This window comes from Sinorhizobium sp. P24N7, assembly GCF_042436655.1.
Lineage (GTDB): Bacteria > Pseudomonadota > Alphaproteobacteria > Rhizobiales > Rhizobiaceae > Sinorhizobium > Sinorhizobium meliloti_A.
Genome location: NZ_JBHMIW010000017.1, coordinates 120,748 through 143,696, shown reverse-complemented (window position 1 = coordinate 143,696; position 22,949 = coordinate 120,748). Strand labels below are relative to the sequence as shown.

The window sequence follows — 22,949 nt, the reverse complement described above, 5'->3', positions numbered from 1 at the left end:
GATCATAAAACCTCTAGCAGCTTGAGGTGCAAGCGGACTCAGGTGATTTTTTCGTCCCGCCAGCTCAAGAAAACTTGAGTTCCGCGCCGTATACCTTGAAGCTACCTTCGCGATCGAAGGTGGTATTGTCATGACGCGTCTCATCTGGACGACCGCATTGTTTCTCGGATTTTCCGCCATCGGATATCTGTTGCTGTCGAGTGTCTTCCGGCTCGTCTGCTTTATCGTCGGGCACTCGAGCGAGGAAGCGATTTGGGGGTTTTGGACAGCCGCAATTCTGGGGCTCGCACTGGGATATGGCGGTATGCTTTGGCACCGGAGTAACAATTCTCGATAGCCTTGCCGAGAAGCCGGCCGATGTCAGAGGAAGATCGATGAAACCATAACCACGGCAATCAGCAGCTAGAACAGAAATGTCAGCCGTACGAACAACAAGGCGTCAACCCTCGCGACGGTGATGATGATCGGTGAATGTTCCCTGCGTCTTCGGTGACGTCGCAATGATCATGTTCCTCTTGTTATCGAATTCGATCTTGATTTCGACGGAGGCATTTACCGTTAGAGGATTTGTCCTGCGCATCTCAAAATAGACTGTGCTGGGGCGCATCAAAAGTTCGGACTTTGCGGGAATGGTCAGCACGGCGTCCGTTACTTTCACTCTAGTTGTCTCTGCCGCGGTAACAACTCGCACGTCTTCGTAGCCGGCGATCGAAACATCGATGATGGAGACCGGAGATTCTCCCCCATTCCATATCGTCACGTATGCCCGGTCGGTTTGCCCGTCGCGGCCAGCGATGATCTCAGCACGCTCGATCACCAGCGCCTCTGCTTCCCTTGTGTTGGCCACCGGCGCGGTTGACAGGACCATCAGGGCGCTCAGGAAAAAAGTCGAGAAAACTCCGAATAATCGCATGTCGCATTTCCTTAAAAATTTGCCTCTTAGAGACTTGATGCGTCGAGTTATAGCCCTGCGCTTGACATGACCGTAGTACCTCCAGCTGGTCGAGGTTCAAGAGAGTTCGGCAGCCTGCGTCAATGACGCCCATCCAAGGCCCATACAACGTTCATGCAGCCCACGACTCTCGAAGGACAACAATTAAGAGACTGTTTCAGCCGATTGATTAATGGGCGATCTTGCGAGATCATCAGGCGTAACATGAGTCAGACCAGCTTGCTTCAACCACCTACAGGCCGACCCGGTGGATGACCGCGAGATCTGAAGAAGCTTGATCCTCAGTTGAAATGGCGTCGGGAGCTGCTGTCGCCGCAATCAGATCCTAGGCTCGTTTGCTGCGCCATCGCCGGCGGATTGGGCTTTGCGGGGTCAGAACGCGGTCTCACCGGGGGGCTGGTGGCTGGTTGATCGTTGGATAGGTCAGTTACTCGGCAAAGCAAACGCGGGCGATGAGACGAAAATGACCCCTCCCTTTTGGCCAGGGTCCTCGATCGCCTGCCGTTACGCCAACCTGAACGGTTTCCGGGATCGGCCACTCGCCGCAGTGGGAACGATAAACACCGCGTTGCGTTACGCAGACCATGGCCCATGTACACCGCAGCGCTGGGGGTGAAGACAATTCGCGGCGTGGACGCCGCCTCCTGATTGCACTCGCGCTCAATTTAGGAATTACGGTCGCCGAGCTTATCGGCGGGCTGATTTCTGGTTCGCTCGCGCTGATAGCGGACGCGGCCCATAACTTTTCCGACGCAGCGTCAATCCTTGCCTCCTATATCGCCTGGCGCATTTCGCAACGCCAGGCAGACAAGCTGCGCACCTTTGGGTATGCGCGTGCAGAGACCGTTGGCGCGGTGATCAATCTTACTACCTTGCTACTGATCGGACTTTACCTGCTCTACGAGGCCGTGAGCCGGCTGATCACGCCGACCGAAATAGCCAGCACTACAATGCTCGTCGTCGGTGTAATTGCGCTCGTCGAAGATCTGGCCGCAGCCTGGGTGCTGCGCAAGGAGACCGGCAGCCTCAACGTCAAGAGCACTTTTCTCCATATGATCGCCGACGCCATGACCACGGTGGGTGTGATCATTGCCGCATTGGCGATCATGGCGTGGGGTTCGGCTTTCGCTTGGCTCGATCCGCTGATCACTGGACTAATTGCGCTGTATATTTGGGTACACGGGTATCACGAGATCAAGAAATCGATCGCCGTCCTGATCGACAGCGCGCCGAGGGATTTCGACTATGACGGGCTTGTGGCCTCGTTGCACGAGATGGCCGGAGTCGAAGATGTTCATCATTTGCATGTGTGGCAACGTGAGGAGGGGAAACTTGCTCTCGAAGCACATGTCGCCCTGTCCGAAACCGATTTTGGCCGGGCTACGGAGCTAAAGGAAGCCGCAAAGACCCGGCTGAAGGAGCGGTTTGGGATAGACCATGCCACGATCGAGATCGAGTTGGCCGATAAGGTTTCGCATGACCGTTCCCTGCTGGCGCGCGAGCGGAAGTGAAAACTCGAACGCCCGCTGAGACACGGGCGTCGCGCAATTTCGCAGTCCGCATACGCCGCCTGTTTATGGAGAACTTCCGGTGATCTCTCGCTGGGCGTATGATTACAGCATGCCGGGCAATGGCAAGGACTTCGTTCCGCAAAACGACCCGGGACCTTGAGCATACCGGCGGGAGCGACCTCATGAGTGTCATGATGATATTTCTGGCGGTTATCGCCGCCATCATTCTCTGGTGGATGGCCCAACATCGGCTGACATCCAAGCCGTGGCTGGAAGTGGGGCCCGCGCCCGAGGCGTTCCGCGAAAGGCAACTGTCGATCGAGCCCGCTAGGATCGGCCTTGGCGTTTTCCTTGCCGTCGTCGGCTCCCTCTTTAGCCTCTTCATCAGCGCCTACCTGATGCGCGTCGAAACGCCCGACTTGTGGTCAACACCCATTCCCCGGCTGCTCTGGGTGAACACAACTGTGCTGATCGTAAGCAGTGCGGCCATGCAATGGGCGAAAACCGAAGCGCAGCGAGGCCGCAGCGAGGCCGTGCGGACCGCGCTCCTTGCCGCGCTTGCTACCGCGATCCTCTTTCTCACAGGACAAATTCTCGCTTGGCGACAGCTGACACAGGCAGGCTATGTGCTCGCTGGCAACCCGGCTAACAGCTTCTTCTACGTGATCACCGGAATGCACGGGCTTCACATCGTAGGCGGGATCGTAGCGCTTGGCCGGACGATGACGAAGGCGTGGAGCGTCCCGGTAAGCAACAGGGTGCGGCTGCGCGTGGACCTCTGTGCCCTCTATTGGCACTTCATGCTCTTCGTCTGGGTGGTTCTCTTCGCACTCTTTGCCGGCTGGGCGAATGATTTCGTCGATATCTGCCGCCAGCTGATTTCGTGAGGGATGAACGATGGTGCCCCTCTGCGAATCAATTTGAGACAGATAGGGTTTGGAGGGATTGGAGTTTCTCGCCCTTCTGTTTGTTGAATAAGGCAACTTGCGTCGATAGACGCTTGAGGCGTTCAAACGTTCCCTCGCGCGCAGGATCTCCTCGCGGCCGCTCAGGCGTGACCACTCTTGTAGAGCTCATGGTTCGCCAACGCCTGGATTGCGTAGCGGTCGCGACCTGGCTGCCGTGATTAGTGCGTGGCTATACGCTCCAGCAGGACGGCCGAACGCGGCGGCTAAATGCATGCTGCTTCGCCTTTTTGAGCTGAAACGCGGACCCGTCCACTTTGGGGACCTGTCCCGGTCCCAAACACCCTTCTTCGACCAGCAGACATTGCGCGCAGATGAGCGGTCAGCTATATGCAAATGAGTTGCAACTGCAGTTAAGGGCTGCGATATTGATTGCCGTTGTCATTGCAGCCCTCAATATAAAGCTTCTCATGGACTTCGTTGTGTAGTGATGGGTGATTTGTCCGAACTTGAGAGCCGATGCCAGCAGCTCGGATTACGAGTTACCGCAAACTTGCGCGACATCCTCGAAGCGCTCGTTACCGGACCAGACCACCCGGATGCCGATTCGCTTCACGGATGGCTGCGGTCGCGGGGGAGACGCGTCTCACTGACAACAGTCTACAGAACATTGGGCCGTTTGGTCGCTGGTGGGTTCGTTATTGCGCATCATTTCGGGTCGGGCAAAGCGCGATACGAGATCGCCGCGACCCACGATCATCTCATCGACATTTCGACCGGCAAGATCATTGAGTTTTCCGACCCTCGCCTCGACGCACTTGAAGAAAGAATCGCCGCGCAGATGGGGTATCGAATCGTTCGAAGGCGGGTAGAGCTTTATGCCGTGCCGACAGAGTAAAGGATCAAGGAGGAGGCGCTCGAGGCGTTCAAGCGCTTCCTCGCCCGCACGACCTCCTCGCGGATCGCTGCTCAGGCGTGATCGGTCTCACAGAGCTCATGATTTGCCAGCGCCTGAATGACGTAGCAGTCGCAACCTGGCTGCGATGGCAGTGCGTAGCTATACCCTCCAGCTCCGTTTCGAGCTTCTTCAGTCGGGCGATCTTGCCCCTGACCACCCGTAGCTGTTCGGCGGCGATGCGGTCAGCGTTTGGCGCAGGGCGCTCCAGATGCTGGCTGAGATCGATCAGCTCGCGGATCGCCTCGATCGTGAGACCCAGCTCGCGCGCGTGTTTGATGAACGAAAGACGGTCGTGCTCGCGCCTCGAATAGCGACGCTGGTTGCCTTTCGAGCGTTCCGTGTGCGTGAGAAGCCCCATCTCGTAGTAGCGGATGATAGGCACCTTGGCGGGCTACGATGTCTTCGAGGCGAGGCGTGTGCCGACGATCGCCGCCCCTCACGGCGCTACGTCTTCGACGCGGAGTTTGAGGGAGGAAGCTATTTGAGTCCCTCGCCGAATGCCCGAAACGGCTGACGCGGCTGTGCTCGCAAACCGAGCTTCAGACGAGCGCAAGATTGCAGATCTGACGCGGGATGGAATGGCGCCGAAGCTGCTCGCTTATCAGGACGGTGGAATGCATCCGAGCTTCCGCGCGCTGCTTAAGCAGAATGGTCCAGATAAGCTCGCTGCAAAGATCTCCGACATAAGATACCCTGTCAGCCGGCCTGATGCAGCGCTGTCCGAGCCCTACGAATGAGCCGCGGGATCCGAAGGCACACTCGAGAACGAATCCCAGTGTCAGAGTGACTGAAAAGAGCGAAGGGTATCCATGTGGATTGCTGCGCCTCTGGTGGGGATCGGCGCTCCGGCGCTCATCTCGATTATCAAACAAAAACAAACAGTTAGTTCCATAATTGTTATTATCTGATTTCCACTCCAGTAGAATTTTTTTCCCGAGAAGCGTTGATCCTGTCCGCTCTCCAAGGTAGTAAGGTGACGTCCCCTATGCGGCGGACCTAGCGAAAATCCTCCCAAGGAAACGCGCTGCGACCGGCTGGCGCTTGATGTCAGCCGGTCGCATTTTTCCATTACAGGGAATGGCTGACTTTTGATGCGGAAGCGAGAACTGATGGCCGGGCTTGGCCGCAGCCGCGGTCGCAGCCATGAACGGAGTGCGGGTGATGGCGGCATGGAACGGAAGTGTGAATGTCGCAGCGCTGGCTGACCTAAGGCCCGGGATGCCGATCACCAAGGTCGAAGAAGCATTTGGCTCCGCCTGGAAGCCACTTGCTCCCCATAAGGGCGGCAAGATTGACCTGCTTGAGAACAGTCACGGATTCGTCGCATGGATCGATCGAAACGGACTGATCGGCATGCTGAACTACGACCACCGATTCCAGCACCCGGTCGGCGGAATCGCCATGGGACTGAAGATCGGGCAGGTGCGCGCCGCCATGCCGTCTCTCGAGATCGGAGACGATCTTCCGATGATGCGCGGCGTGCGCATGGGCGTGCGACGGTTTCCAGAAGGCTACACTCTGTGTGTCCGACTCACTCTCGAGACCGTGAACGAAATCAGCTTCTCCAACCCTGAGGCGGAATATCCGGAACCGACGGAACCAGCCTATCCGGCGGCAGCGGGCATGGCCGGAGCGCCATTTGATGATCCAAATCTCAAGCTCGTCGTGCTGTCTTCGCTTCTCGACGCAAAGCAGATCGATCTTGGCACACCCGAACAGCTCGCCGCTCACGTCCTCGGCCGAGCCGTCGATCTCGAGGACGAGGGTTACGAAATTATTCCCGAGGCGCTGGACTATCTGAAGCGATATCCGCTGACCGACGAGCTTCTCGCGGCCGTGGAGGAGATCGAGTTTGACGGCGGCGGAACAGCCTACCCATACGCTTGGTTTTTCTGGGGCGGCGAAGACGATGTCTTCGATGTGAAAGACCTGTCTGGGATCGAGCTTTGTACGAACCTCAAGCGCTTTTCTGCGATTTCGATGATCGGAAAAGTCGACGTGCGCACCCTCGTGCCATTCCAGAGACTGGAACATCTGAGTCTCAGCACCGGGATTGATCACGTCGAAGCTCTGCTGGACTTGCCTGCGCTGAAGGAAGTGAGGGTTCTCGACGATGATATTTATAATGAGGTCGCGACGGCCGGCACGCCAACAAGACGTATCTTCGACTTGTTGAAGGATCGTGGGGCTCGAGTTTGGGTACACTGGGTGACTGCCACGGAGCCTGCCCCGCCTGCTTTCGAATGATACGACCAGGAGCGACCGAGTTCGATCGGAGCCTTGGATCTTGACGAGGGATGTGACCCGGCTGGTGAGGCGGCTTAGCGCCATCTGCGGCGGGAAATTGACGACCCACCGAGGGTTGTGTAACTGTGATGTCCTTCGATGGGAGGGGGCGACCATGGCCGGCATTATCAGAGAAGGCACCTTCAGAGACGGTTTTGAGGTTGGTTACAGGGCCATACGCGGAACAGCCGCAGGCCTTCCCGGTATTCCCGGGCAGCCTGGAACTCGCGGCAACAGCACACCGTTTCTCATGGGGGTGCGGAAAGGGATTGAGCGTGCCTTGGGGAAGGATATCGACGACTTGCAGGATTAATGGTGGCGAGCTTGCGCTAGCCTGCGCCTGCTGAAAACTAGGCCAGTGGGTGAGAACTGCCCGTTGCCAGCCCTCGCCTTACAACCCGGGATGATCAGAATCGTCTGATGGCACGGCTCGGTGCTGATCAGCTCGTCGCGGCGGTGTAGCCCCGAAAAGCTGTAATGGTTTAGGCGCAGCAGTGAACTCCTGGAATTCTGTATGGTTAAGTCGCTGAAGCTCGTTGCCATCGTTCTCCTGCTGGGATGGTTCATTGCCTTCATTTACGCCTTGATGAATTTCGCAAAGGGAACCGCCGACAGCACGGTCATGTGGTGGTACGCCACCATTGCAATGTCTAACAATTTTGCTTTTGCCGCCCTGGTTGTCGTGCCATTCCTGCTCTTGTTCGCTCCCGCTGGGTTATTGGCCGAATGGCTATTCGAGAAGGGAGAGCGGATACAGGAGCGGGCGGAAAGCGAGGCCAAATCGCGCCGGGATGCGGCATATTTGGCGCAACACTTGCCGCCTCAACCTGCGCCCCTATCCGACGAGGAGCTCGAGGAGCTTAAGGAAAAAACTCGCAAAGGTGCCGAGAGAACTGCTGCACATCTCGCCGAGTATTTCGGTCCCGATGGCCCTAGCAAACCCAAGCCCCGAACTCGCGGCACGAGGACACAAAGGCGGCGGCGATACTAGTGCTGCTAGGCTTTGAACGTGCGGCGGCAAAGGTCGCGCTGCACGTGGTGGTGCAAGGGGGGCGATCGACCGCGGCCGCACCACCCGGCTTCGCGTCGACGGAACGGCGCTTCATCCCTCGTATTCCAGATTAAACATATGAAAAATCTCGATCTTTAATCGACCGGGATTATTGAGAAGGACGATGCTTGCAAAAAGGGCCATTGCGAAAAGTGTCAGCATGAACACTTTCATCTGGCCCATGGGGAACTTCGGTTCCATATGGGACTCCTGTTGCGCCAAATAGGCACGCACACACGATGAAAGTGCTGCTGACCCGGGCCCCTGTGTAAGGCGTGGTACTGGCCACGTGTAAGTTGGGGCGCCGACTTGCCTAGTATGAAGTCGGCCCGAAATCGTCAACACTGGATAGCATTCAATCTGGAGCGCCCAGCAACACCCGAGACCCCTCACCTACCCTTTCCGGACCAGCGAGGTGGGATCAACATGGAAATTGTCAACGTCGCTGTCAAGGCAGTAAGGGCCCAATTAGGGGAACCCGATTTCCACAGATCGAGTTGATTTCTGTTCTGCGGTTGATTAGCTTGCGCTTAAGTCGTCATGGCGGACGACACAAGAACGAATAAGAGCAGCACAACAGGCTGCCCGAAGAAGCTCCAAGCGGTATCCAAGCCGCCCGCCAGATTTTTCCCACTGGTTTTAAATCTCGCGCGCCCTTGCCGGCGGCGATCTGCTGTCTTGGAGGTAGACAATGAAATTTGCACTTGTGAAAGGAGGCCGCTGCGAGGCGGAGCCTAAATTGCGCGGCGAATGCCCTGGGTGCGCCTCAGCGGTACTTGCCAAATGTGGCACAAGGAAACTGTGGCACTGGGCTCACATCAGCGTTCTAGACTGCGACCGCTGGTGGGAGACTGAAACAGGATGGCATCGTGGCTGGAAAAACGAATTCCCTGTTGAGTGGCAGGAAGTCCGTCAACGCGCGCCAGACGGCGAGTGGCACATTGCCGACGTCAAAATAGAAGGCGGAAACGTGCTTGAGTTCCAGTACTCCAACATCTCGCACCAGGAACGGACTGCCAGGGAGAACTTCCACAAGCGACTGATATGGGTGGTGAACGGGACCAGGCTCAAAAAGGATCTGCCATCATTCCAGAAAGCGCTTGCGGCCGCCGCCTGTGTCAACGCTCAACCTCTCAAACTGGTCTTGCCTGTGAAGGCCTCTTCCATCGTGGAACGGTGGAACGGAAGCGAATGCCCGGTTTACCTGGATTTCGGCGAGGCGGAGTTCGGACTATCGCACCCTCACAGCGAACCAACTCTCTGGCGGCTTCAGTTTCGCCAAGGGCTCAACTACGTCGTCGTCACACCTGTCTCGCGTCGGAGTTTTATCGAGCACCATCGTCGTAACACGCCGCTCCGGGGATACTCGTTAGGGCGAGTGATGTCGCCTTTGGCGAGACGGACCTACCTGCCAGCCTTTGAGCGATATCTGCTCAAGAGGCGCGCACGGAAAACGCGGAAATTTTAGTTTCTCAACCCCGCTCTGACCGGCGGGGTTCTTTTTAGCCCAGCCCGATGCGGGTGGCGTCACCATTAGCCTCTACCATGGTCCCTTTTGACCCAAGCCCTTACCATGCGCTCATAGTCTGCAAAGAGGATTTGGTCCGGCGCAATGCCGGCAACATTGGCAATTTCCGGAAGCGCCACGAGGAAGCGATCGTAACTGTCGAGTATCACCTCGGGCGATGGAATGGTTCTCCTGCGAGAAACCGTGACAAGCCAGTTCCTTACGATCCCAACGATCCGACGGGGTTCCCCGGCGTGCGCGGTAATATCTATCCCAGCTAGGTCGGAGATAAACATCTGATAGCGGTATTGCGCGACGTCCAAAACCAAGCAGCGCTTACTTTTTTGAGATTCGTCGCCAAAGCGCTTTGCACCAAGAAACAAACCCAGTTCCAAAGGCATATTGAACCTTGGAAGCTGGTTCACTGGATCCAGTTCCGTTCTGGAAAGATCGTGAATTCCATATCGGCATTCATCGATAATGCGATAGAGCTTGTCTATTCGGGTTTCGCCTCCATCGTCCATCTCTTTGGCACATCGAGCACGGAAGCCGCACCCAATAACCGCGAAAACCATCGCTTCAAAACTGAGTTTGAAGTCGTTGTCGAACGGGCAATTAATGAAGACGTCCTTGGTGCCTCCCGCCATGCAATGCTTACTTTTTCGTCCTCGAAAGGTAAGCGCCGACGGCGCGGTCAGCGTCAGCTTGGCTTATGTGCGCGCGTTTTGTGGCGGGCTGCTGCGAAAGCACTGAAGCCGCAAGCGCCTTAGCCGACTTCCCAGACCTGCCGGAGGCGGGTTGCTGCGAAAGCACCGAAGCCGCAAGCGACTTGGGCGACTTCTCAGACCTGCCGGCGGCGACCTTTAAGGTGCCGGTTTTCGTATGTTTGATGGTGGTGGTGTTCTTGGCCATGCCACTTCAATAGCATGACGCCCGTTCGGCGTCATCAGTTGCGGTATCGACAAGCTGAAAAGGCAGTTGCGCCGATCAGCGCACCGCCCTCGCCTAGCGGCTGCGATCGCGGTCCTTTGTCTGCGGCGGGCGCAGTTTGACTGTCTTTGCGACCTCGCGCTCCTTCTGCTTGTCACGACCGCGCTCTTCACGATCGTTATCCCGAGTCTCGCGCGCATTGGACGCCGCAATGCGAGCGGCGTCGACCGCCCGGTTGTTCGACGTCTTCGTGACGATCCCCTGCTCAGCGACATGATCACGGCCGGCCGCGGATTTCGTCTCGAGCGCGGTCGATTTCCGATTGTTCTGAGCTCCCTCCCCGCGATCTTTCTCCTTTGCCACTCTCGAGTCGAGCTGCAGCCCAACGACCTTGCCAATGATCTTTGTCGCCTGCTCGAAGATCACGCGGTCAGCCGGGTTGGTAATTTTGGAGGCGACGCTGATGGCGGTTTTCGCCAAGGTCTCTTTGGCGGCGGCCGCTTGGGCAGCACTGATGGGAGTGCATCGCAGCATGTGATCTTGACCTTTCTCTAAGGTTGGGTCCCTGCCCTCACGAATTGCCATCTCGAGCCGGTCATACTCGCGTCGAAGACCGACGGACAGATCCTGGCTCAGTTCGCGAATAGTGCTTGGCGCAGACTTATCCTTCGCCATGCCTTCAAGCATATCAATAACACGGTTTACAGAACTTTTAGTTTGGTCGAACTTTTCCCGCGCAACTTCAAGCTTTGGAGCTGTGGGCTTGTCGTGGACCTTGGCGATAACTTTCTGGATCACGTTACCGGGCGCGGTTGCACCCATCCTGCGAAACATTTCCCATTCCCACCGCTTGACCGGAGGCGGCCCTGCCCTCTCGATCCGCTTTTGACGATCGATGGCAATTCCCCGCTCGCGGGCTTTGTCCGCAAAGCGGACGCGCCATTCCGTAAAGTCACGAATGTTCGGATTGAGCGTTTTGCCGTTGCTATTGCGCAGCGAGACGATGACATGGATATGCGGATGCTTTTCCATGTCATTGCGATTGTGAACCGCGTAGGCGTACCGGTGACCGGTGAACTGCTCCTTCAGGAAGTCACGGCCCGCCAGGATGAATTGATCGCGATCGACGTTTGCAGGTCCTGAGAGCAAGAGATGCATGAAATCCCGTGGCTGCCGGGTCTGCATGAGCGCCGCGACCGTCTTGCCTTCCGCCGTGATCTCTTTGTGGTCTTTTGTCGTGATCGTCCGCCGCTCGTCGCCACGTTCGTAAACGCCGCTCCTGCCAGGCCGCTGCCTGATGTGGGTTTTCGTCGACAAGGTCACTTCGGCGCCTTCGCGTTGCATCGCGTGCAGTGTCGCGGTGAGACCCTTCGGACCAGAAGCAAAATCGACCGGATATCTGGAGACCGGGTTGATCCCCTCCCCTCGCAAAGCTCGATCCAGCCGGGCATCGATAGCATGAATGTCGCCGAGCTCTGCCGGGATCCTGCTTTGACTGGTGCGGTCCCCTCGATTGGTCTTCTCATGAGCGATGACCAGGGCGAACTGGAGACGGGTCTGCCCCTTCACCCCAGGGCTGACGCTGAAAGCATAGGTGCGATCGGTATCCCCTGCATCGCGAAATCCTTCGCCGGCGAGAGCATCCAGCGCACGCGCGACTTTTTCGCGGTCTGCATTCTCCAGCTCGTAGCTGAAGCGGACAATATCCTTGCTGCCTTTGCGGTGCGCGAACTCGCGCTCCCATTCTTTTACGGCGGCATTCAAGTCGGAAACTTCGCGACCATATTGGTCACGGGCTTTCTCCTCTTTGGCCTGGTAGGCCAGAACATTGCGGGCGGAACCAGAGCCGGCGCCGTAAGAAAGCACCTTCACGACAACAGCATTGTTGCCTGCAGCTCTGCTGAGTGCAGTTGCTGCGCCGGCGGCCGCCGAGGGGCCGGCGCTGCGAGCTCTTGGGGGAGAAATTGGTTGCGGCTTGCCGCCCCCTCCCCCGCCGCCGCCACCGCGGCGGCGCTGCTCGTCTTTGATCAGATCGAAATATGACGGTAGTCGCCGCCCTACCGGCTTAGACCGCGAGCGACTCTTGGACAGGTCGTTCATCGTGCTCCTTGATCAGATCCTCGATATAGGTCGATGGTCGCACAATTGCTGAGTCACGGATAGAGTCCATGGCGAGCATGACCTCGTCCAGCTTGGCCATGATCGCCTCGGCCGCTTCCGTGCGATCGCCGTCTTCCGCAAGGAATTGCTCGTTACGCAAAGCCATCTCCTGCAGGAAGTGGTGCATGTTTCCAAGCTGCTTTTCATGCTCTTCCAACATTGCAGGAATTTGCGTGATCTCCCTGATCACGATCAGTTTCGCAATCAGGTTTGGAGAGGTGTTCAGATGTTTGGCCAGGGCATCCAGGTTTGCTTGAAGATGCCCCGGCAGGCGGAACATAACAGCGGGATCCCGCATGGGCTAGAATCCCCTCTCCTTCAGCGCTTCATCGATCAGCCGGCGAAGCGCTTTCTTGGGGTCTTTCCCCGCGTGGACTGCGTACTTGAACACGCGGAGCATCATTTCATCGTCGAAGAATAACGAAACCCGCCGCGATGCTGCCTTGGCCTTGGGCTCTGGCGCCGGCTTCTTTCGCTGCGCTGGCGTTCTCGATGCGGCAGACTTTGGCGAGTCCTGCCCCTCGGCGGGCGCATCGGGCTGATCGGGTGAAGCCTGCTCTGTTTGCCCGGGCGTCTCGGCCGGCATCGGGGCGATGCGCCTTGCCTTCTCGATCGTCATGTCGGTGGGCATGAAAGCCACAGCCGCGTCATCATCATCGACCGACATCGGTGGCTGAAATCGCGAAGTGGCCATACTAAGGATATTGCCAGCAACTTCCCGTTCTTTCGGTTCTTTGGCCATCAACCGTTACTCGCTTTCTTCGTGTCCTGCTCCTCGGGCGAGAGAAGCTTGATGAATTCGTTGTTGACCATCTTCACGGAGTCGATCGCATCTTTGACACTCTCAGCCGCTCGCGTCTTGGCCGAAGGCGTGAGCTTCGGGTTGTTTTCGATGCTCTCGAGCTTCGAATAGAGTGATCCATAGCCAGCAACGACGTCGCTGAAATGGTTGCTCTTCTTGATTATCGAGTTGACGATAGGAATTTTGCCGTAGTGCAGGATCTTGACGACCTCGGGCAGCGAACGGTTGGATTTCAGCGCAATCATGTCCACGTTGTTCCACATCGCAGCGTACGGGATCGGCCGACCGCCGCGCTTCGCCGAGATCTCGTCAAGGATTTTGGCTACGTTGATCGCCTGTGTTGCCGACGTCGGCTCGAGAATGATCGGAATGATGACGGCATCGCACTCTTCATAGACGTCGACCGCGCGGCCGTGGACATAGCCGCCTACATCGAAGACACGAACGTCTGCTGGTGGCGCCGAACGCAGTTTGGCGTGGAAGTCGTCCTCCGAAGAAATCTGCACGTGAGTGATGCTTCCGTCTGATGGTATCATCCCGCGCTTTTTCGAGACTTCATACCACCGCGTAGCAGTTTGCTGATCATCGCAATCAACCAGCTGCGCACGGTGCCCCTGCTCAGCGAACTCGGCAGCCAGGTTGATGCACAATGTCGTTTTCCCTGCCCCGCCTTTGAAAGTCGAGATGGCCAGTGAAAGTGGTCGCATAGTCGATCCTTTGGTTCAGACCTGATTTCGTCACCCACCCATTGGTGAGCATGTCGTCACACTACCTCGGGATCGTTAACTGTCAGTTGACGCGACTGCCAGCCGTAGCGACGACGCGACGACCATAAGAGACGACTGCCACTTGTTCAATCGCGGCGTGTGCCCCTCGACGCGACGAAGCGGCGTAGCGTTGCAGCGATGCTACACCGCAGCGTCGTATCGTCGGTGCGTTGTCGCGCCGTCGCGTCGCTGCACCGCTACAACTGCGCGGCGGCCATACTGCCATAATGCCTGTCGCAACGTCGTACAGTCGCGGCGTCTACCATTCTTCCACACTGCCACATTGCCACTCTGCCACTCTGCCATTATGCCAGTCGCGGCGTTGCAACGTCGCAACGTCTGCCAGTCTGCGCGACTGCCTCACGACCACTTGTCGCGTCGTGCAGGCGCAGCTTTTGCCATTCTGCCTCTCTGGCATTATGGCACTCGCCACGTTGTGCATTGTGGCATACTGCCAGTCGCTGCGATTGCCACCGCCGGCAGTTGCGTTCCACTGCCATCTCGGCTACGTCTCGGCCACGGATTTGGCCGCCGCCCGTCGCTCTCCTGGGAGCGAGCCAAAATAACGGCTCACAGAGAGGCGAAGCGGCTCGAGCGGTCCACCACCACACCAGCCAAACCCGCTCTCCTCTTCTCCGGCCATCTGTGGCCGAAATAGCCTCACTTCCGATCTCCACCAGACCCCACTCGCGCAGCGAGCACCGCCCCTCGGGCGGCAACGGCTAGCGGTATACCGATAGCCTATCCTGCCATTTCTAAACGGACTGTTTGTCTGTAGTGCCCCACCTACCCCCTGCTGCTTCGATCCGATGCAGCATCACGAGTGAATGCGAGTGATCGGGGTCGTGGGAACAGCACGGAAGGCATTCAGGCTGTCTAGAAATGCTGATGGGAGCCGCCCTTTCGAGGACCGCTTGAGCCAAGATTCGTTCAGAAAATTGGCTCATAAGGGACGAGAAGTGGGGCGGCGGACACACCGCAGGAGGGCGGGATCCGGCGGAACGGAAACCCGAAACATGAGGGTGAAGTGCAGCCGGATGCTGCGCTCCGTATTGTTTGGGGAAGTCGCGGCAGCGTCCGTCAAACGGCCCGAAAGGCCGGGCGGATTGAAAATCCGCTCCGTGAGAAGAGGGGAGAATGAGGGGAGAGGCGGCTAGTCTCTCCCCTCATAGCCGCGAACAGGCTCGATGCCAGTGAGCGGACAAGAGAGGCAAATTCATTGAGCGAGAGGGACAAAGCCCTCCCGCTCGAGCGCACCACTCAGCAGAATTCAGCGATGTACTCGTCATACTCCAAGGCCCTGGCAGCCTCATCAACCTCGAAGTAGCCGTCGTCGAGGTCGCCCTCACTAGCCCCGCAGACGGTGCAAATGATTGATTCGTTGAGATTGATCGAACCGGCTTCGCAAGTCTCCCAATAGCTGTGACGCGCCTCGCCACCGCAGTGACTGCATTCAGTGACAATGACGTCGTTGGCCAGCTCGTAGCCGTCAGGTTCGATGCAGCCGCCAAATACCGTAGTCATGGTGAACTCCTTCCGTGTCTATGACGGAGGTGGGCCACGCCGAACCGACGAGTGGGTCAAGGATCGCGAAGCGACCGGCAGAGCCGGCGAGCGGGGGAGCCGATTTTCAGACTCCGGCGCGAAGCAGCCCGAGCAGGGCGAGGGTAGGCGTCTGAAAATTGGGGGAGCCGCGATGTCCTTGAGGCGGGAGGAGGGGCCAGTAGAATGGGACGACATAGAGAGAAGATTACGTTGCAGTAGGGCACGACCCTATAAAGACGGCGCCGCTCGCTCGATGCGGTTGGCTTTGCGCCCAAAGCCACTCCGCGAGAATAAAGGAAAGAGAGGCGTCACCGCCTCTCTCCCTCGACCGCAACAAGGGCCTCAAGAGCGATCTCCATTTCTGCGAGCTGCTGCTGAGCTTCGATGCGCTCGCGCTTCGGAAGGCCGTTGCGCAGTTCCATGTTGGAGAGCCAGATTGCCTCGCGCAGCTCGTCGGCAGCGTAGGAGTGGCCGCGGAGTTCAACGCGGGTGATGTCGTTCGCGGAAGTGATCTGAATGGACATTGTGAACCTCATCGTTTGATCCGTTCTCCTCGTCGAGAACGGAGAGGTCCCGGCATCCGGATAGCGAGGGTCAAGGATCGCGAAGCGACCGGCAGAGCCGGGGAGCGGGGGTGCCGATTTTCTGGCGCCAGCGTAGCGGCCCGAGCGTAAGCGAGGGTGGCGGCTGAAAATTGGGGGAACCGCTCATCCTTGAGGCTCGCGTGGCCCGGATGGCACAATAGATAAGTCGAGACGGAAAAGCCGGTCGGCGCCGCAAGGTGACGACACCGTATCCGGCCGCGAGGCCGGCAATGGGGCGTGAAAGCCCCGGCACGATCCAGGAGGCAAAGAAAAAGGCCCCTGCGCTGGTGACGCAGGAGCCTATGAAAGATCGGCAGAAATCATCAATCCTCTGGAGTCAGTCCCAGGCGGGCGAGAACAGCAGCCGGATCGGAGATGCAATCGCTTCGCCAGTCGGGCCGTTCCGCACAGGCATAGGCATATTGGGAAATTGTCGCGGAAGATGTGTTCGGAAGCAGGCTGTAACCGAGATGCATGAAGTCTCGGACGAGCTGCGGAGCGCAACCCCGGTTGCCTGCGCCGCAACGATCGGCCGTCGAGGCGGAAACCGGGGTCGCATCAGCCAATGCGCTCGCCGGTGCGATGATGAGCGAGAGGATGACGAGAGCGCCTTTCATGTCAGTCTCCTTTCGTCTCGAAAGTTTCGATGTGTCCGCGGCGACGAGCATCTTCGGCGTATTCCGACAGAGTCCGGGACGCGATGAAGGTGCAATCGCGGTCAGCGTGCACACCGCACGGCCCGACGATGGATCTGATCTCCTCAAGGGAAACATAGCCGAGAGCCGGGGCTCCCTGGCCGAGGTCGCAGAGGCCAAAGAGCATACCGGCTTCTTCGTCATACTCGGTCACCAGCCAGATCGCCTGACCGGTTGGCATCCAGAGTTTGACGACAGGCCGAAAATCGATCGGCTCGCGATCGGCCTGGCGCCGGGCGAGATTCTTGCGGAAGTTCGCCTTCAACCGGTCAAGCGCAACGGCCGGGATCAGCTCGTAAGAGGGATCAAGTGTCATATCATTCTCCTTTTCGTCTCTATGACGAAAGGAGGCAACTTTTATCGACGCGCGGGTCAAGGACCGCGCCAGCGGCCGGCAGAGCCGGGGAGCGGGGGAGCCGGATTTTCTGACGCCAGCGAAGCGGCCCCGAGCCCAAGCGAGGGTGGTGGCTGAAAATTGGGGGGACCGCTCATCTTTGAGGCGCAAGGAGAGGGAAGTACACTGGGACGGCATGGAGAGAGGGGGAAACACGTCCGCGACCAGCGGACGTGACCGTATCCGGCCGGCAGGCCGGCTTTAGCGAGCGCGAGGCGCGCGAAGGCGCAAGGGACAAGGGAAAGCCCCGCCCTGGGCTCGCAGGGCGGGGCTCCCGGTCATTGCGGCTTGGTGCCGTTGTCGGGCGTGCGAGCGAACTCGACCTGGTAGCGGACCTCCAGTTTGGCGATGAACGGAAGCGACAGCCCGACGGTGATTTTGAGCTGGCCCTTTTGGGTCAGCTTGGCGATTTGCCGATTGATATAGAGCCGAAGACGGCGACCAGTTCTCTGGCAGAAGGTTACGAGCGTTTTCATAAGGTTTTCCTCCAAAGTGGTTTTGCGCAATCGCGTAGCTCATCGACCGCTGGAACGGCCAAGCAGCACCGCGAAGCGTTCGCAACGGAGCGAAGCGGAGAGGAGAACCCTTCAGGGTTGCGCTTGGACGGGCCAGCGGTAGAGTGCGTAGCGAAAGGATTGCGCAGAGCCGCTTTGGAAGATGCCGACGCAAACGCGGGATTCGACGCCAGAGGTGCCGTCCACCGCATCAATCGGCAAATTGCCATCGGCCGCCAGGACGATCATTGTCCGGCTGTTGCCGGAGTGAGCGTGAACGTCATGGGCACCATGGTCGGGCTTTGCTCGCACGAGCGATCGTGACCCGAATGGGCCGAGACCCGCTTGCGGGGCTCGGTCGCGAAGCGATAGAGCGCGGTCGCCTCAGGCGACGTGCCCGGGAATCCTACAGCAAAGTGGGAGAGACAACTTTCTGCGATCAATAAGGGGATGTCTTTTTTGAGGGCATCCCATGCAATCTTTCCGACGCATCCATGAAATAATCGAGTTCATCAACGCGCTGATCGAGCTTTGGCGCAATTTCGGCTTGCCATGGCCGTTCTGATCAAGGGCCGCGCGACTATCAGCGCGACCGGTATTTGCTGGGGGATTGCGGCGGGGCAAGCTTAACCGACTTGCCAGGCGGCTCGCTTTGGGTGCGCTGGCTCTTGTCGTCGTTGCGCGCCTTGTCGTCGGAGCGATCCTGGCTGCTCTTGGACGCGACGGGATGTTCGACGGAGACGCTGATGCGATCATTCGTCTGCGGCGTCTTGGCGAAGTTCTTGGTGTCGACGGCGTGAACGCCGCGGGCATTGGCGACAAGGGCAGTGCCGTAACTGACGGTGAGGATCTGCCCCTCGACCTCGTCGCCCTGTTTCGGGAACTGGATCTCCGGCTTGCCCATCATCCTCAGCATCTGGGCGGTCATGCTGGTGACGCGTCCGAGCTCCGGATGGTTGCGGTCTTTCGCGATCTGGTGGGCCTGGAGCAGACGTTTTGCGAAGTCCTTGCCGTCGCCAATCGTGGCTTTCGCAAGGAAGTCACGGGTCTCGCTGGCGGCCGGCCACATGGTTTCGCGGTCGAGCTCGAAACCTCGTTCCTTCGCGAACTGGTGCATGAACACGCCGATCGTGCGGGTGTTTCCTTCGCGGAAGGCGTGAGCCTGCCAGATATTGCTGATGAGTTTCGTGAACTGAGCGGCCGATTGCGCCTTGTTGCTGTCGTCCCAACGGAACCTGCCAAGCTCTTTGGTGTCGTGGTCGAGCAGCTGCTGCATCTGCTTGTGATCGCCGTATTTGACGGAAGCGCCTCCAAGCACCGGTTCGGGCTTGGACATATTGTAGATCCGCTGCTGGCCGGCCCAGGGATACACATCTTGGAAGATGCGTCGATGAACCTCCATGAGGTGCTTTGTGTCGAAGTTGCCTTTGACGGGATTGCGCGCGAGGTCCTGGATTGCCTCGTCGGTCACGCTCTGTTCGCGGAAGTTGAGTTGTTCCTGATCGCGAACGCCGAATTTGTTGATGAGAACCGAAGTGCCCGGATAGCAATAGGGATCTTGAGCCATGGTCACCAAAAAAACGCCAATAAATCAGGCGCGATTTGAATCGCTTTGAGCCCCGGCGTCAATCTTAACGCGAGGCGAATAGCGCACTTGCAATCAGGAAAAAGAAAAGCGGCCGATCAGGCCGCCGTTGAACGCTTGTATTCGATGTAGCGGTCGCCGAGGGCGAAAGCCTCGTCTCTGGTGAGAATGTTGTGCCGTCTGAGGGCAGCGACGAACTCTTCGAACGGGCCGAGCTCATTGCCTGAACCGCGCATGATTGCCAGGCTGCCACGATGAACGTCATCGATCATCACTTGGCGATGGCGCGAGAAGACGTCGAGGTCTCCAGACTTGAAGAACTCCTCGAAAACGGCATCGGCCTGCTCGCGCGTGGTGATGAAGTCGGGAACGTTGTCGAGCATGGCACCTCTCTTTCGAGGCGGAATATAGGGATTTCTGCCATGATTTTCAACGTTTAGTGGTGTGTTGACGGGCATGGAGGTCGCTCCTTTGATGGTCCGAGGCGGTTCGGCGCAGAAAGCCCCGCCCGTTTGGGCGGGGGTTTTCCGACCTCGCCGGTCAGTGTGCCGGCGGGTTCCAGATCATGACGTATTCGCCTTCCTTGCCGCCCGGAGCCGGTGCGATGTTGGCGTAGAGGGTGCCAAACTCGGGGGCGCGGAGAGAGACGGAGATGTACTCGGCGCCGGTGCGTTGGGAGGTGCGGACCCAGGCTGCGCCCAGTTCAAAGCCGTTGCGGTTGGCGAGGACGCGGTAGTCGGGTTCCTGGCTGTTTTCGTCCTTCTTGGCATTCTCGACAATGGTGATCGGGCAACGGATGGCGAGGGTAGCGAGGGTACCGGCGAAGCCCTTTTCGTTGGCGGTGAGACGAGCGATGGTTGCGGACATTGCAGTTCTCCTTTGCTGATCGGGATCATTCCCGTGAACGCCCATGAAAAAGCGCCAGAAGGAGAGCTGGTCACGACGGGATGAAATCCCGGAGCTTGACCCATGCCTGTGCCAGCGGCGGGAGGGGGATCACCCACCCGAAGGGCGGCGCGAAGCGCCGTGATCGCGAAGCGATTATGGGGATACCCGCCGCTGGCTTGCCCGAAGGGTCGGGCAGGGGTTGACCGGATCGACGGCGGCGGTTCGAATAGGGGGCGTCACTGGGAATGAATTCGGGGCCAGCACGGAGAACGGTGTCTCCGCGCCTCGTGTTTGTCGCTCATCGATGGGAAGGGCCGTGGGGGCATTTTCGCCTTTGACGCATTAAGCGACTGATGCGGAATCCAGATGCCTAGGGAGGACGAAAACAGTTCCGGGCCGCGATTAGCCCTCCCATCCAATTGCAAGGCTTGGCGGAGAAGTCGTCCGCCGCTCACATCTTGCGCCGAGGTCGAGGCTTCCGATCGTCCCTGCGCCTGTTTTGGCTGCTGCCGACATCTCGCACACCTTCGCCAGGCTGTGACGGATCGTTTGATCTGAACCTCTGGCTTGCGGCGCTGCAGGTATTGCCATCCAGACACGGAGGGGTTTGCAAAGAAGGGGCCGTCAAGGATTGTATCGTAGGGGTCGCTTCCGGTAGGGGCGAAATGACATCCCAAGGGCCATGACAACGTTAATGCGACTGAGATTTGGCCGGTTTCGCCACACAACAGTCGTTGGACGGGCAACTTGCAAACCGCAGCGTGCGACCCTTTTGCGGACATCCGTTTTCGCTCAGTCTACGGCCCAAGGTAGCCCAAGTTGCCCTTCGTGAACCCCAAGTCGTTGCCGGAAAGCGTCATGCGAGTGGGTGCGACGGATTGGCCGGCACCGCCTCGCGCACCGCAAGGAGTGCGCCGCTCCCGGTGAGCCAGAGGACCGTCGGGCCTGCTGGTTTGAACGCATCGGTACAAGGCACTCCGAGTGCTCCCACGGCTTCATTGCACGTGGAGACCAGCGAGATTCAGACCGTGTCGCAGGTATTCGCGATCCTCAGTGCGGGCCAGTAGCGCTGAATCGACAAACCAGGAAGCGAACTCACGTTCCCCCGCATGGATGTCGCCGCGCCAACTCGCCCGCATCGCGTCAATGAAAGCCGCCGCAAGGAGACTGGCGTCGGTGTGCCGCCCGGCATGGGCACAGGCGATCGCGTGCCAGGCGAGATCACGCGGGCCATCTGCCCGGGCGAGCTTCGAAAGCTGCGTCACGCTCTCGGATGGCCGACGCGCAAGAAGCAGAATACGAGACCGGTAGATGAAGCACCATTCTGGAGGGGCCGCCATCAATCGAAGTGCCAAGTCCAATGTCTTCAGACCAGAATCCGCATCACCCAGGCAAGCCTGCGCGTAGCTCCATCCGGTTAGTATTGTCGGATCATTCGGATTGATTTGCAAAGCCTGGAGAAAGTGGCGTTGTGCGCGCGAGAACTCTCGGCGCTGTAAGGAGACGTACGCTAACGCGTAGTGAGCCCGTGGATCCGTAGGATCGAGCTCAATGGCGGTTTCAGCATGACGAAGCGCCTGATCGAGCTTGGCCGATGATTGCACTCCGACATCGGCGAGAAAGGCGCGGACGCTCGCGAACGCCAGCCCATTGTGGGCTCGTGCCAAGGTCGGATCAATCTCAAGAGCTCTTTCGAACCAGTATTGCGCTTGTGCCTGAGCTTCGGGGTCATCGACTTGATCCACATATCGGTTGCCCCGTACGAAGCATTCGTAGGCGCGCAGATCCGAAGCGGCTCGGTGTTGCGCTCGCTCATGCACGAGCCTCGTCAGGCTGGCAACCGCTGTCGTGGCTATTGTCGCGGCCAGCTCGTCCTGGAACGTGAACGGGTCGTCCGCCGCTCGGTCATAGCGTTCTGCCCAAATTTGTTGGCTGGTCTCCCTCTCAATCAACATTACGGTCAGCCTTAGGCGCGAGCCTAATCGTTGAAGCGTCCCCTCAAGGCCGAATTGAGCGTCGTCAGCCTTACCGCCACGGAAGACTATTACATCTCGAAACCGGGCAAGTTCGGTCGAGATCGCCTCGCGCAGTCCTGAAGCCAGGGCCGCCATTTCGGGTAGCGCATCAATGCAGGCAAATGTCGAGACCTCAACGGCGGGAGGTCCGCAGTTGGAAGCAGTGCCCGCCGCCGGCGATGAAATCGCCAGGTCGGAGACAGGCCGATGGTTCAGTATAGTTTCTCGGAGTCTGCAAGTAGCAGGTTCCGGGGTTACGCCCAACTCGCGCTTCAGTATGGTCGCACAGGCATCAAATTGGCGGATAGCGAGCGTCCACTGCTTCTGCGCAGCGTAGTGGCGCATCAACGCCCGATGAGCAACCTCGCTAAATGGATCGAGAGCGAGAAGCCGCTGAGCCAGGTCGTAATCCGGTCCCATCTCGAGGAGGCGACCAAGGGCCTGCGCGAGGAGGGCGCGCAAACGCTCGCGTTCTTCCTCCAGCCATTCGTTGAACGCAGGTGCGCGGATTTCGACATCAGCAAGCAGATCGCCTCTATAGAGCACTGCGGCGCGCCGCAGCTCGGAGGGCACATGAGAGCGGGCGAGGTGCTCGAATTCCGAAGCGTCCACCGTGACGTTCTCAGGTTTGAGGCAAATCCTGTCGCGCTCCGTGCTTAGCTCTGTGCGGTACTGTCCCAGTCCTTTGCGAATGTCCGTGAGAGCATAACGCAAACTACCGCGGGCCTGCTGCTCGCCGCATTCCCCCCAGAACAAGCCATAGAGCTGGGTCCGGCCATGGCTGCGGCCGGGGTTGAAAGCGAGATAGGCGAACAATCCCAGCGCCTTTCGCGTCGCAAACCTGATCGGTCCAGACTCGGATTGAACGTCAAATCCACCTAGAACCTCGACACGAAGCGCTGCCATCCGATTTTGCGCCT

The 22,949-nt window shown here is 58.6% G+C and carries 24 protein-coding genes and 1 pseudogene; 7 read left to right on the top strand and 18 right to left on the bottom strand.

Annotation, left to right across the window (positions count from 1 at the left end; translation table 11 throughout):
• Positions 1-439 precede the first annotated feature (439 nt).
• Positions 440-913 (bottom strand): hypothetical protein, encoded by a 474-nt coding sequence (locus ACFHWW_RS26805; protein WP_379942054.1) that lies wholly within the window; start codon positions 911-913, stop codon positions 440-442.
• A gap of 623 nt (positions 914-1,536) precedes the next feature.
• Here ACFHWW_RS26805 and ACFHWW_RS26800 point away from each other — a divergent pair.
• The 3 genes from ACFHWW_RS26800 (at position 1,537) to ACFHWW_RS26790 (ending at position 4,266) form a co-directional block, all read left to right on the top strand.
• Positions 1,537-2,463, top strand: coding sequence for a cation diffusion facilitator family transporter (locus ACFHWW_RS26800; protein WP_379942052.1), 927 nt, complete (start codon positions 1,537-1,539; stop codon positions 2,461-2,463).
• 182 nt (positions 2,464-2,645) lie between these two features.
• Positions 2,646-3,350, top strand: coding sequence for a cytochrome c oxidase subunit 3 (locus ACFHWW_RS26795; RefSeq protein WP_379942050.1), 705 nt, complete (start codon positions 2,646-2,648; stop codon positions 3,348-3,350).
• Positions 3,351-3,858: 508 nt separating this feature from the next.
• Positions 3,859-4,266, top strand: a complete 408-nt coding sequence (locus ACFHWW_RS26790; RefSeq protein WP_379942048.1) for a Fur family transcriptional regulator — start codon at positions 3,859-3,861, stop codon at positions 4,264-4,266.
• Positions 4,267-4,337: 71 nt separating this feature from the next.
• Here ACFHWW_RS26790 and ACFHWW_RS26785 read toward each other — a convergent pair.
• Positions 4,338-4,684: pseudogene (locus ACFHWW_RS26785) on the bottom strand (MerR family DNA-binding protein).
• A gap of 139 nt (positions 4,685-4,823) precedes the next feature.
• On the opposite strand from ACFHWW_RS26785, the gene ACFHWW_RS26780 reads away from it, so the two are divergent.
• From ACFHWW_RS26780 to ACFHWW_RS26770, 3 genes are all read left to right on the top strand, one after another.
• Entirely contained in the window at positions 4,824-5,063 is a 240-nt protein-coding gene (locus tag ACFHWW_RS26780) for a hypothetical protein (RefSeq protein WP_379942046.1), read from the top strand.
• 424 nt (positions 5,064-5,487) lie between these two features.
• Positions 5,488-6,573: a DUF6892 domain-containing protein gene (locus ACFHWW_RS26775; RefSeq protein ID WP_379942044.1), complete on the top strand. Its 1,086-nt coding sequence runs from the start codon at positions 5,488-5,490 to the stop codon at positions 6,571-6,573.
• Between the two features lie 553 nt (positions 6,574-7,126).
• Positions 7,127-7,603, top strand: a complete 477-nt coding sequence (locus ACFHWW_RS26770) for a hypothetical protein (protein ID WP_379942041.1) — start codon at positions 7,127-7,129, stop codon at positions 7,601-7,603.
• A 111-nt stretch (positions 7,604-7,714) separates the two neighbouring features.
• Here the strand turns inward: ACFHWW_RS26770 and ACFHWW_RS26765 are convergent, their stop codons facing one another.
• Positions 7,715-7,864, bottom strand: a complete 150-nt coding sequence (locus ACFHWW_RS26765) for a hypothetical protein (protein WP_379942038.1) — start codon at positions 7,862-7,864, stop codon at positions 7,715-7,717.
• A gap of 490 nt (positions 7,865-8,354) precedes the next feature.
• On the opposite strand from ACFHWW_RS26765, the gene ACFHWW_RS26760 reads away from it, so the two are divergent.
• The gene (locus ACFHWW_RS26760) at positions 8,355-9,131 is read left to right on the top strand and encodes a competence protein CoiA (protein ID WP_379942035.1); all 777 of its coding nucleotides are present in this window, start codon (positions 8,355-8,357) and stop codon (positions 9,129-9,131) included.
• 65 nt (positions 9,132-9,196) lie between these two features.
• On the opposite strand, the gene ACFHWW_RS26755 is transcribed toward ACFHWW_RS26760, so the two are convergent.
• The 15 genes from ACFHWW_RS26755 to ACFHWW_RS26685 form a co-directional block, all read right to left on the bottom strand.
• Positions 9,197-9,817: a hypothetical protein gene (locus tag ACFHWW_RS26755; protein ID WP_379942033.1), complete on the bottom strand. Its 621-nt coding sequence runs from the start codon at positions 9,815-9,817 to the stop codon at positions 9,197-9,199.
• Between the two features lie 7 nt (positions 9,818-9,824).
• Positions 9,825-10,082, bottom strand: a complete 258-nt coding sequence (locus ACFHWW_RS26750) for a hypothetical protein (protein WP_379942030.1) — start codon at positions 10,080-10,082, stop codon at positions 9,825-9,827.
• Between the two features lie 93 nt (positions 10,083-10,175).
• The gene (locus tag ACFHWW_RS26745) at positions 10,176-12,200 is read right to left on the bottom strand and encodes a relaxase/mobilization nuclease domain-containing protein (protein ID WP_379942028.1); all 2,025 of its coding nucleotides are present in this window, start codon (positions 12,198-12,200) and stop codon (positions 10,176-10,178) included.
• A complete protein-coding gene (locus ACFHWW_RS26740) occupies positions 12,166-12,558 on the bottom strand; it encodes a hypothetical protein (RefSeq protein WP_379942025.1) in 393 nt (130 codons plus the stop codon). Before ACFHWW_RS26740 ends, ACFHWW_RS26745 begins: the two co-directional genes overlap by 35 nt.
• Before the next feature lie 3 nt (positions 12,559-12,561).
• Positions 12,562-13,002, bottom strand: a complete 441-nt coding sequence (locus ACFHWW_RS26735) for a hypothetical protein (RefSeq protein WP_379942023.1) — start codon at positions 13,000-13,002, stop codon at positions 12,562-12,564.
• Positions 13,002-13,769 (bottom strand): ParA family protein, encoded by a 768-nt coding sequence (locus ACFHWW_RS26730; protein ID WP_379942021.1) that lies wholly within the window; start codon positions 13,767-13,769, stop codon positions 13,002-13,004. Before ACFHWW_RS26730 ends, ACFHWW_RS26735 begins: the two co-directional genes overlap by 1 nt.
• Before the next feature lie 1,320 nt (positions 13,770-15,089).
• Positions 15,090-15,353 (bottom strand): hypothetical protein, encoded by a 264-nt coding sequence (locus ACFHWW_RS26725; protein WP_379942018.1) that lies wholly within the window; start codon positions 15,351-15,353, stop codon positions 15,090-15,092.
• 329 nt (positions 15,354-15,682) lie between these two features.
• Positions 15,683-15,898: a hypothetical protein gene (locus tag ACFHWW_RS26720; protein ID WP_379942015.1), complete on the bottom strand. Its 216-nt coding sequence runs from the start codon at positions 15,896-15,898 to the stop codon at positions 15,683-15,685.
• Between the two features lie 383 nt (positions 15,899-16,281).
• Positions 16,282-16,575, bottom strand: coding sequence for a hypothetical protein (locus ACFHWW_RS26715; RefSeq protein ID WP_379942013.1), 294 nt, complete (start codon positions 16,573-16,575; stop codon positions 16,282-16,284).
• A gap of 1 nt (position 16,576) precedes the next feature.
• Positions 16,577-16,969, bottom strand: coding sequence for a DUF2958 domain-containing protein (locus tag ACFHWW_RS26710; RefSeq protein WP_379942011.1), 393 nt, complete (start codon positions 16,967-16,969; stop codon positions 16,577-16,579).
• A 356-nt stretch (positions 16,970-17,325) separates the two neighbouring features.
• Entirely contained in the window at positions 17,326-17,523 is a 198-nt protein-coding gene (locus tag ACFHWW_RS26705; protein WP_379942008.1) for a hypothetical protein, read from the bottom strand.
• 601 nt (positions 17,524-18,124) lie between these two features.
• Positions 18,125-19,108 (bottom strand): Fic/DOC family protein, encoded by a 984-nt coding sequence (locus ACFHWW_RS26700; RefSeq protein WP_379942128.1) that lies wholly within the window; start codon positions 19,106-19,108, stop codon positions 18,125-18,127.
• 116 nt (positions 19,109-19,224) lie between these two features.
• Positions 19,225-19,509, bottom strand: coding sequence for a hypothetical protein (locus ACFHWW_RS26695; RefSeq protein ID WP_379942005.1), 285 nt, complete (start codon positions 19,507-19,509; stop codon positions 19,225-19,227).
• A 157-nt stretch (positions 19,510-19,666) separates the two neighbouring features.
• Positions 19,667-19,993, bottom strand: coding sequence for a DUF736 domain-containing protein (locus ACFHWW_RS26690; protein WP_379942003.1), 327 nt, complete (start codon positions 19,991-19,993; stop codon positions 19,667-19,669).
• 1,016 nt (positions 19,994-21,009) lie between these two features.
• Positions 21,010-22,845 (bottom strand): BTAD domain-containing putative transcriptional regulator, encoded by a 1,836-nt coding sequence (locus ACFHWW_RS26685; RefSeq protein WP_379942001.1) that lies wholly within the window; start codon positions 22,843-22,845, stop codon positions 21,010-21,012.
• Positions 22,846-22,949 lie beyond the last annotated feature (104 nt).

Bases quoted from the DNA above. Each gene is read 5' to 3' on its own strand.
- ACFHWW_RS26770 (WP_379942041.1), top strand. From the start codon at position 7,127: ATGGTTAAGTCGCTGAAGCTCGTTGCCATCGTTCTCCTGCTGGGATGG.
- ACFHWW_RS26735 (WP_379942023.1), bottom strand. From the start codon at position 13,002: ATGGCCAAAGAACCGAAAGAACGGGAAGTTGCTGGCAATATCCTTAGT.
- ACFHWW_RS26710 (WP_379942011.1), bottom strand. From the start codon at position 16,969: ATGACACTTGATCCCTCTTACGAGCTGATCCCGGCCGTTGCGCTTGAC.
- ACFHWW_RS26715 (WP_379942013.1), bottom strand. From the start codon at position 16,575: ATGAAAGGCGCTCTCGTCATCCTCTCGCTCATCATCGCACCGGCGAGC.
- ACFHWW_RS26745 (WP_379942028.1), bottom strand. From the start codon at position 12,200: ATGAACGACCTGTCCAAGAGTCGCTCGCGGTCTAAGCCGGTAGGGCGG.
- ACFHWW_RS26705 (WP_379942008.1), bottom strand. From the start codon at position 17,523: ATGAAAACGCTCGTAACCTTCTGCCAGAGAACTGGTCGCCGTCTTCGG.
- ACFHWW_RS26730 (WP_379942021.1), bottom strand. From the start codon at position 13,769: ATGCGACCACTTTCACTGGCCATCTCGACTTTCAAAGGCGGGGCAGGG.
- ACFHWW_RS26760 (WP_379942035.1), top strand. From the start codon at position 8,355: ATGAAATTTGCACTTGTGAAAGGAGGCCGCTGCGAGGCGGAGCCTAAA.
- ACFHWW_RS26805 (WP_379942054.1), bottom strand. From the start codon at position 913: ATGCGATTATTCGGAGTTTTCTCGACTTTTTTCCTGAGCGCCCTGATG.
- ACFHWW_RS26790 (WP_379942048.1), top strand. From the start codon at position 3,859: ATGGGTGATTTGTCCGAACTTGAGAGCCGATGCCAGCAGCTCGGATTA.
- ACFHWW_RS26740 (WP_379942025.1), bottom strand. From the start codon at position 12,558: ATGCGGGATCCCGCTGTTATGTTCCGCCTGCCGGGGCATCTTCAAGCA.
- ACFHWW_RS26690 (WP_379942003.1), bottom strand. From the start codon at position 19,993: ATGTCCGCAACCATCGCTCGTCTCACCGCCAACGAAAAGGGCTTCGCC.
- ACFHWW_RS26700 (WP_379942128.1), bottom strand. From the start codon at position 19,108: ATGGCTCAAGATCCCTATTGCTATCCGGGCACTTCGGTTCTCATCAAC.
- ACFHWW_RS26750 (WP_379942030.1), bottom strand. From the start codon at position 10,082: ATGGCCAAGAACACCACCACCATCAAACATACGAAAACCGGCACCTTA.
- ACFHWW_RS26795 (WP_379942050.1), top strand. From the start codon at position 2,646: ATGAGTGTCATGATGATATTTCTGGCGGTTATCGCCGCCATCATTCTC.
- ACFHWW_RS26800 (WP_379942052.1), top strand. From the start codon at position 1,537: ATGGCCCATGTACACCGCAGCGCTGGGGGTGAAGACAATTCGCGGCGT.
- ACFHWW_RS26775 (WP_379942044.1), top strand. From the start codon at position 5,488: ATGGCGGCATGGAACGGAAGTGTGAATGTCGCAGCGCTGGCTGACCTA.
- ACFHWW_RS26725 (WP_379942018.1), bottom strand. From the start codon at position 15,353: ATGACTACGGTATTTGGCGGCTGCATCGAACCTGACGGCTACGAGCTG.
- ACFHWW_RS26755 (WP_379942033.1), bottom strand. From the start codon at position 9,817: ATGGCGGGAGGCACCAAGGACGTCTTCATTAATTGCCCGTTCGACAAC.
- ACFHWW_RS26695 (WP_379942005.1), bottom strand. From the start codon at position 19,509: ATGCTCGACAACGTTCCCGACTTCATCACCACGCGCGAGCAGGCCGAT.
- ACFHWW_RS26780 (WP_379942046.1), top strand. From the start codon at position 4,824: ATGCCCGAAACGGCTGACGCGGCTGTGCTCGCAAACCGAGCTTCAGAC.
- ACFHWW_RS26720 (WP_379942015.1), bottom strand. From the start codon at position 15,898: ATGTCCATTCAGATCACTTCCGCGAACGACATCACCCGCGTTGAACTC.
- ACFHWW_RS26765 (WP_379942038.1), bottom strand. From the start codon at position 7,864: ATGGAACCGAAGTTCCCCATGGGCCAGATGAAAGTGTTCATGCTGACA.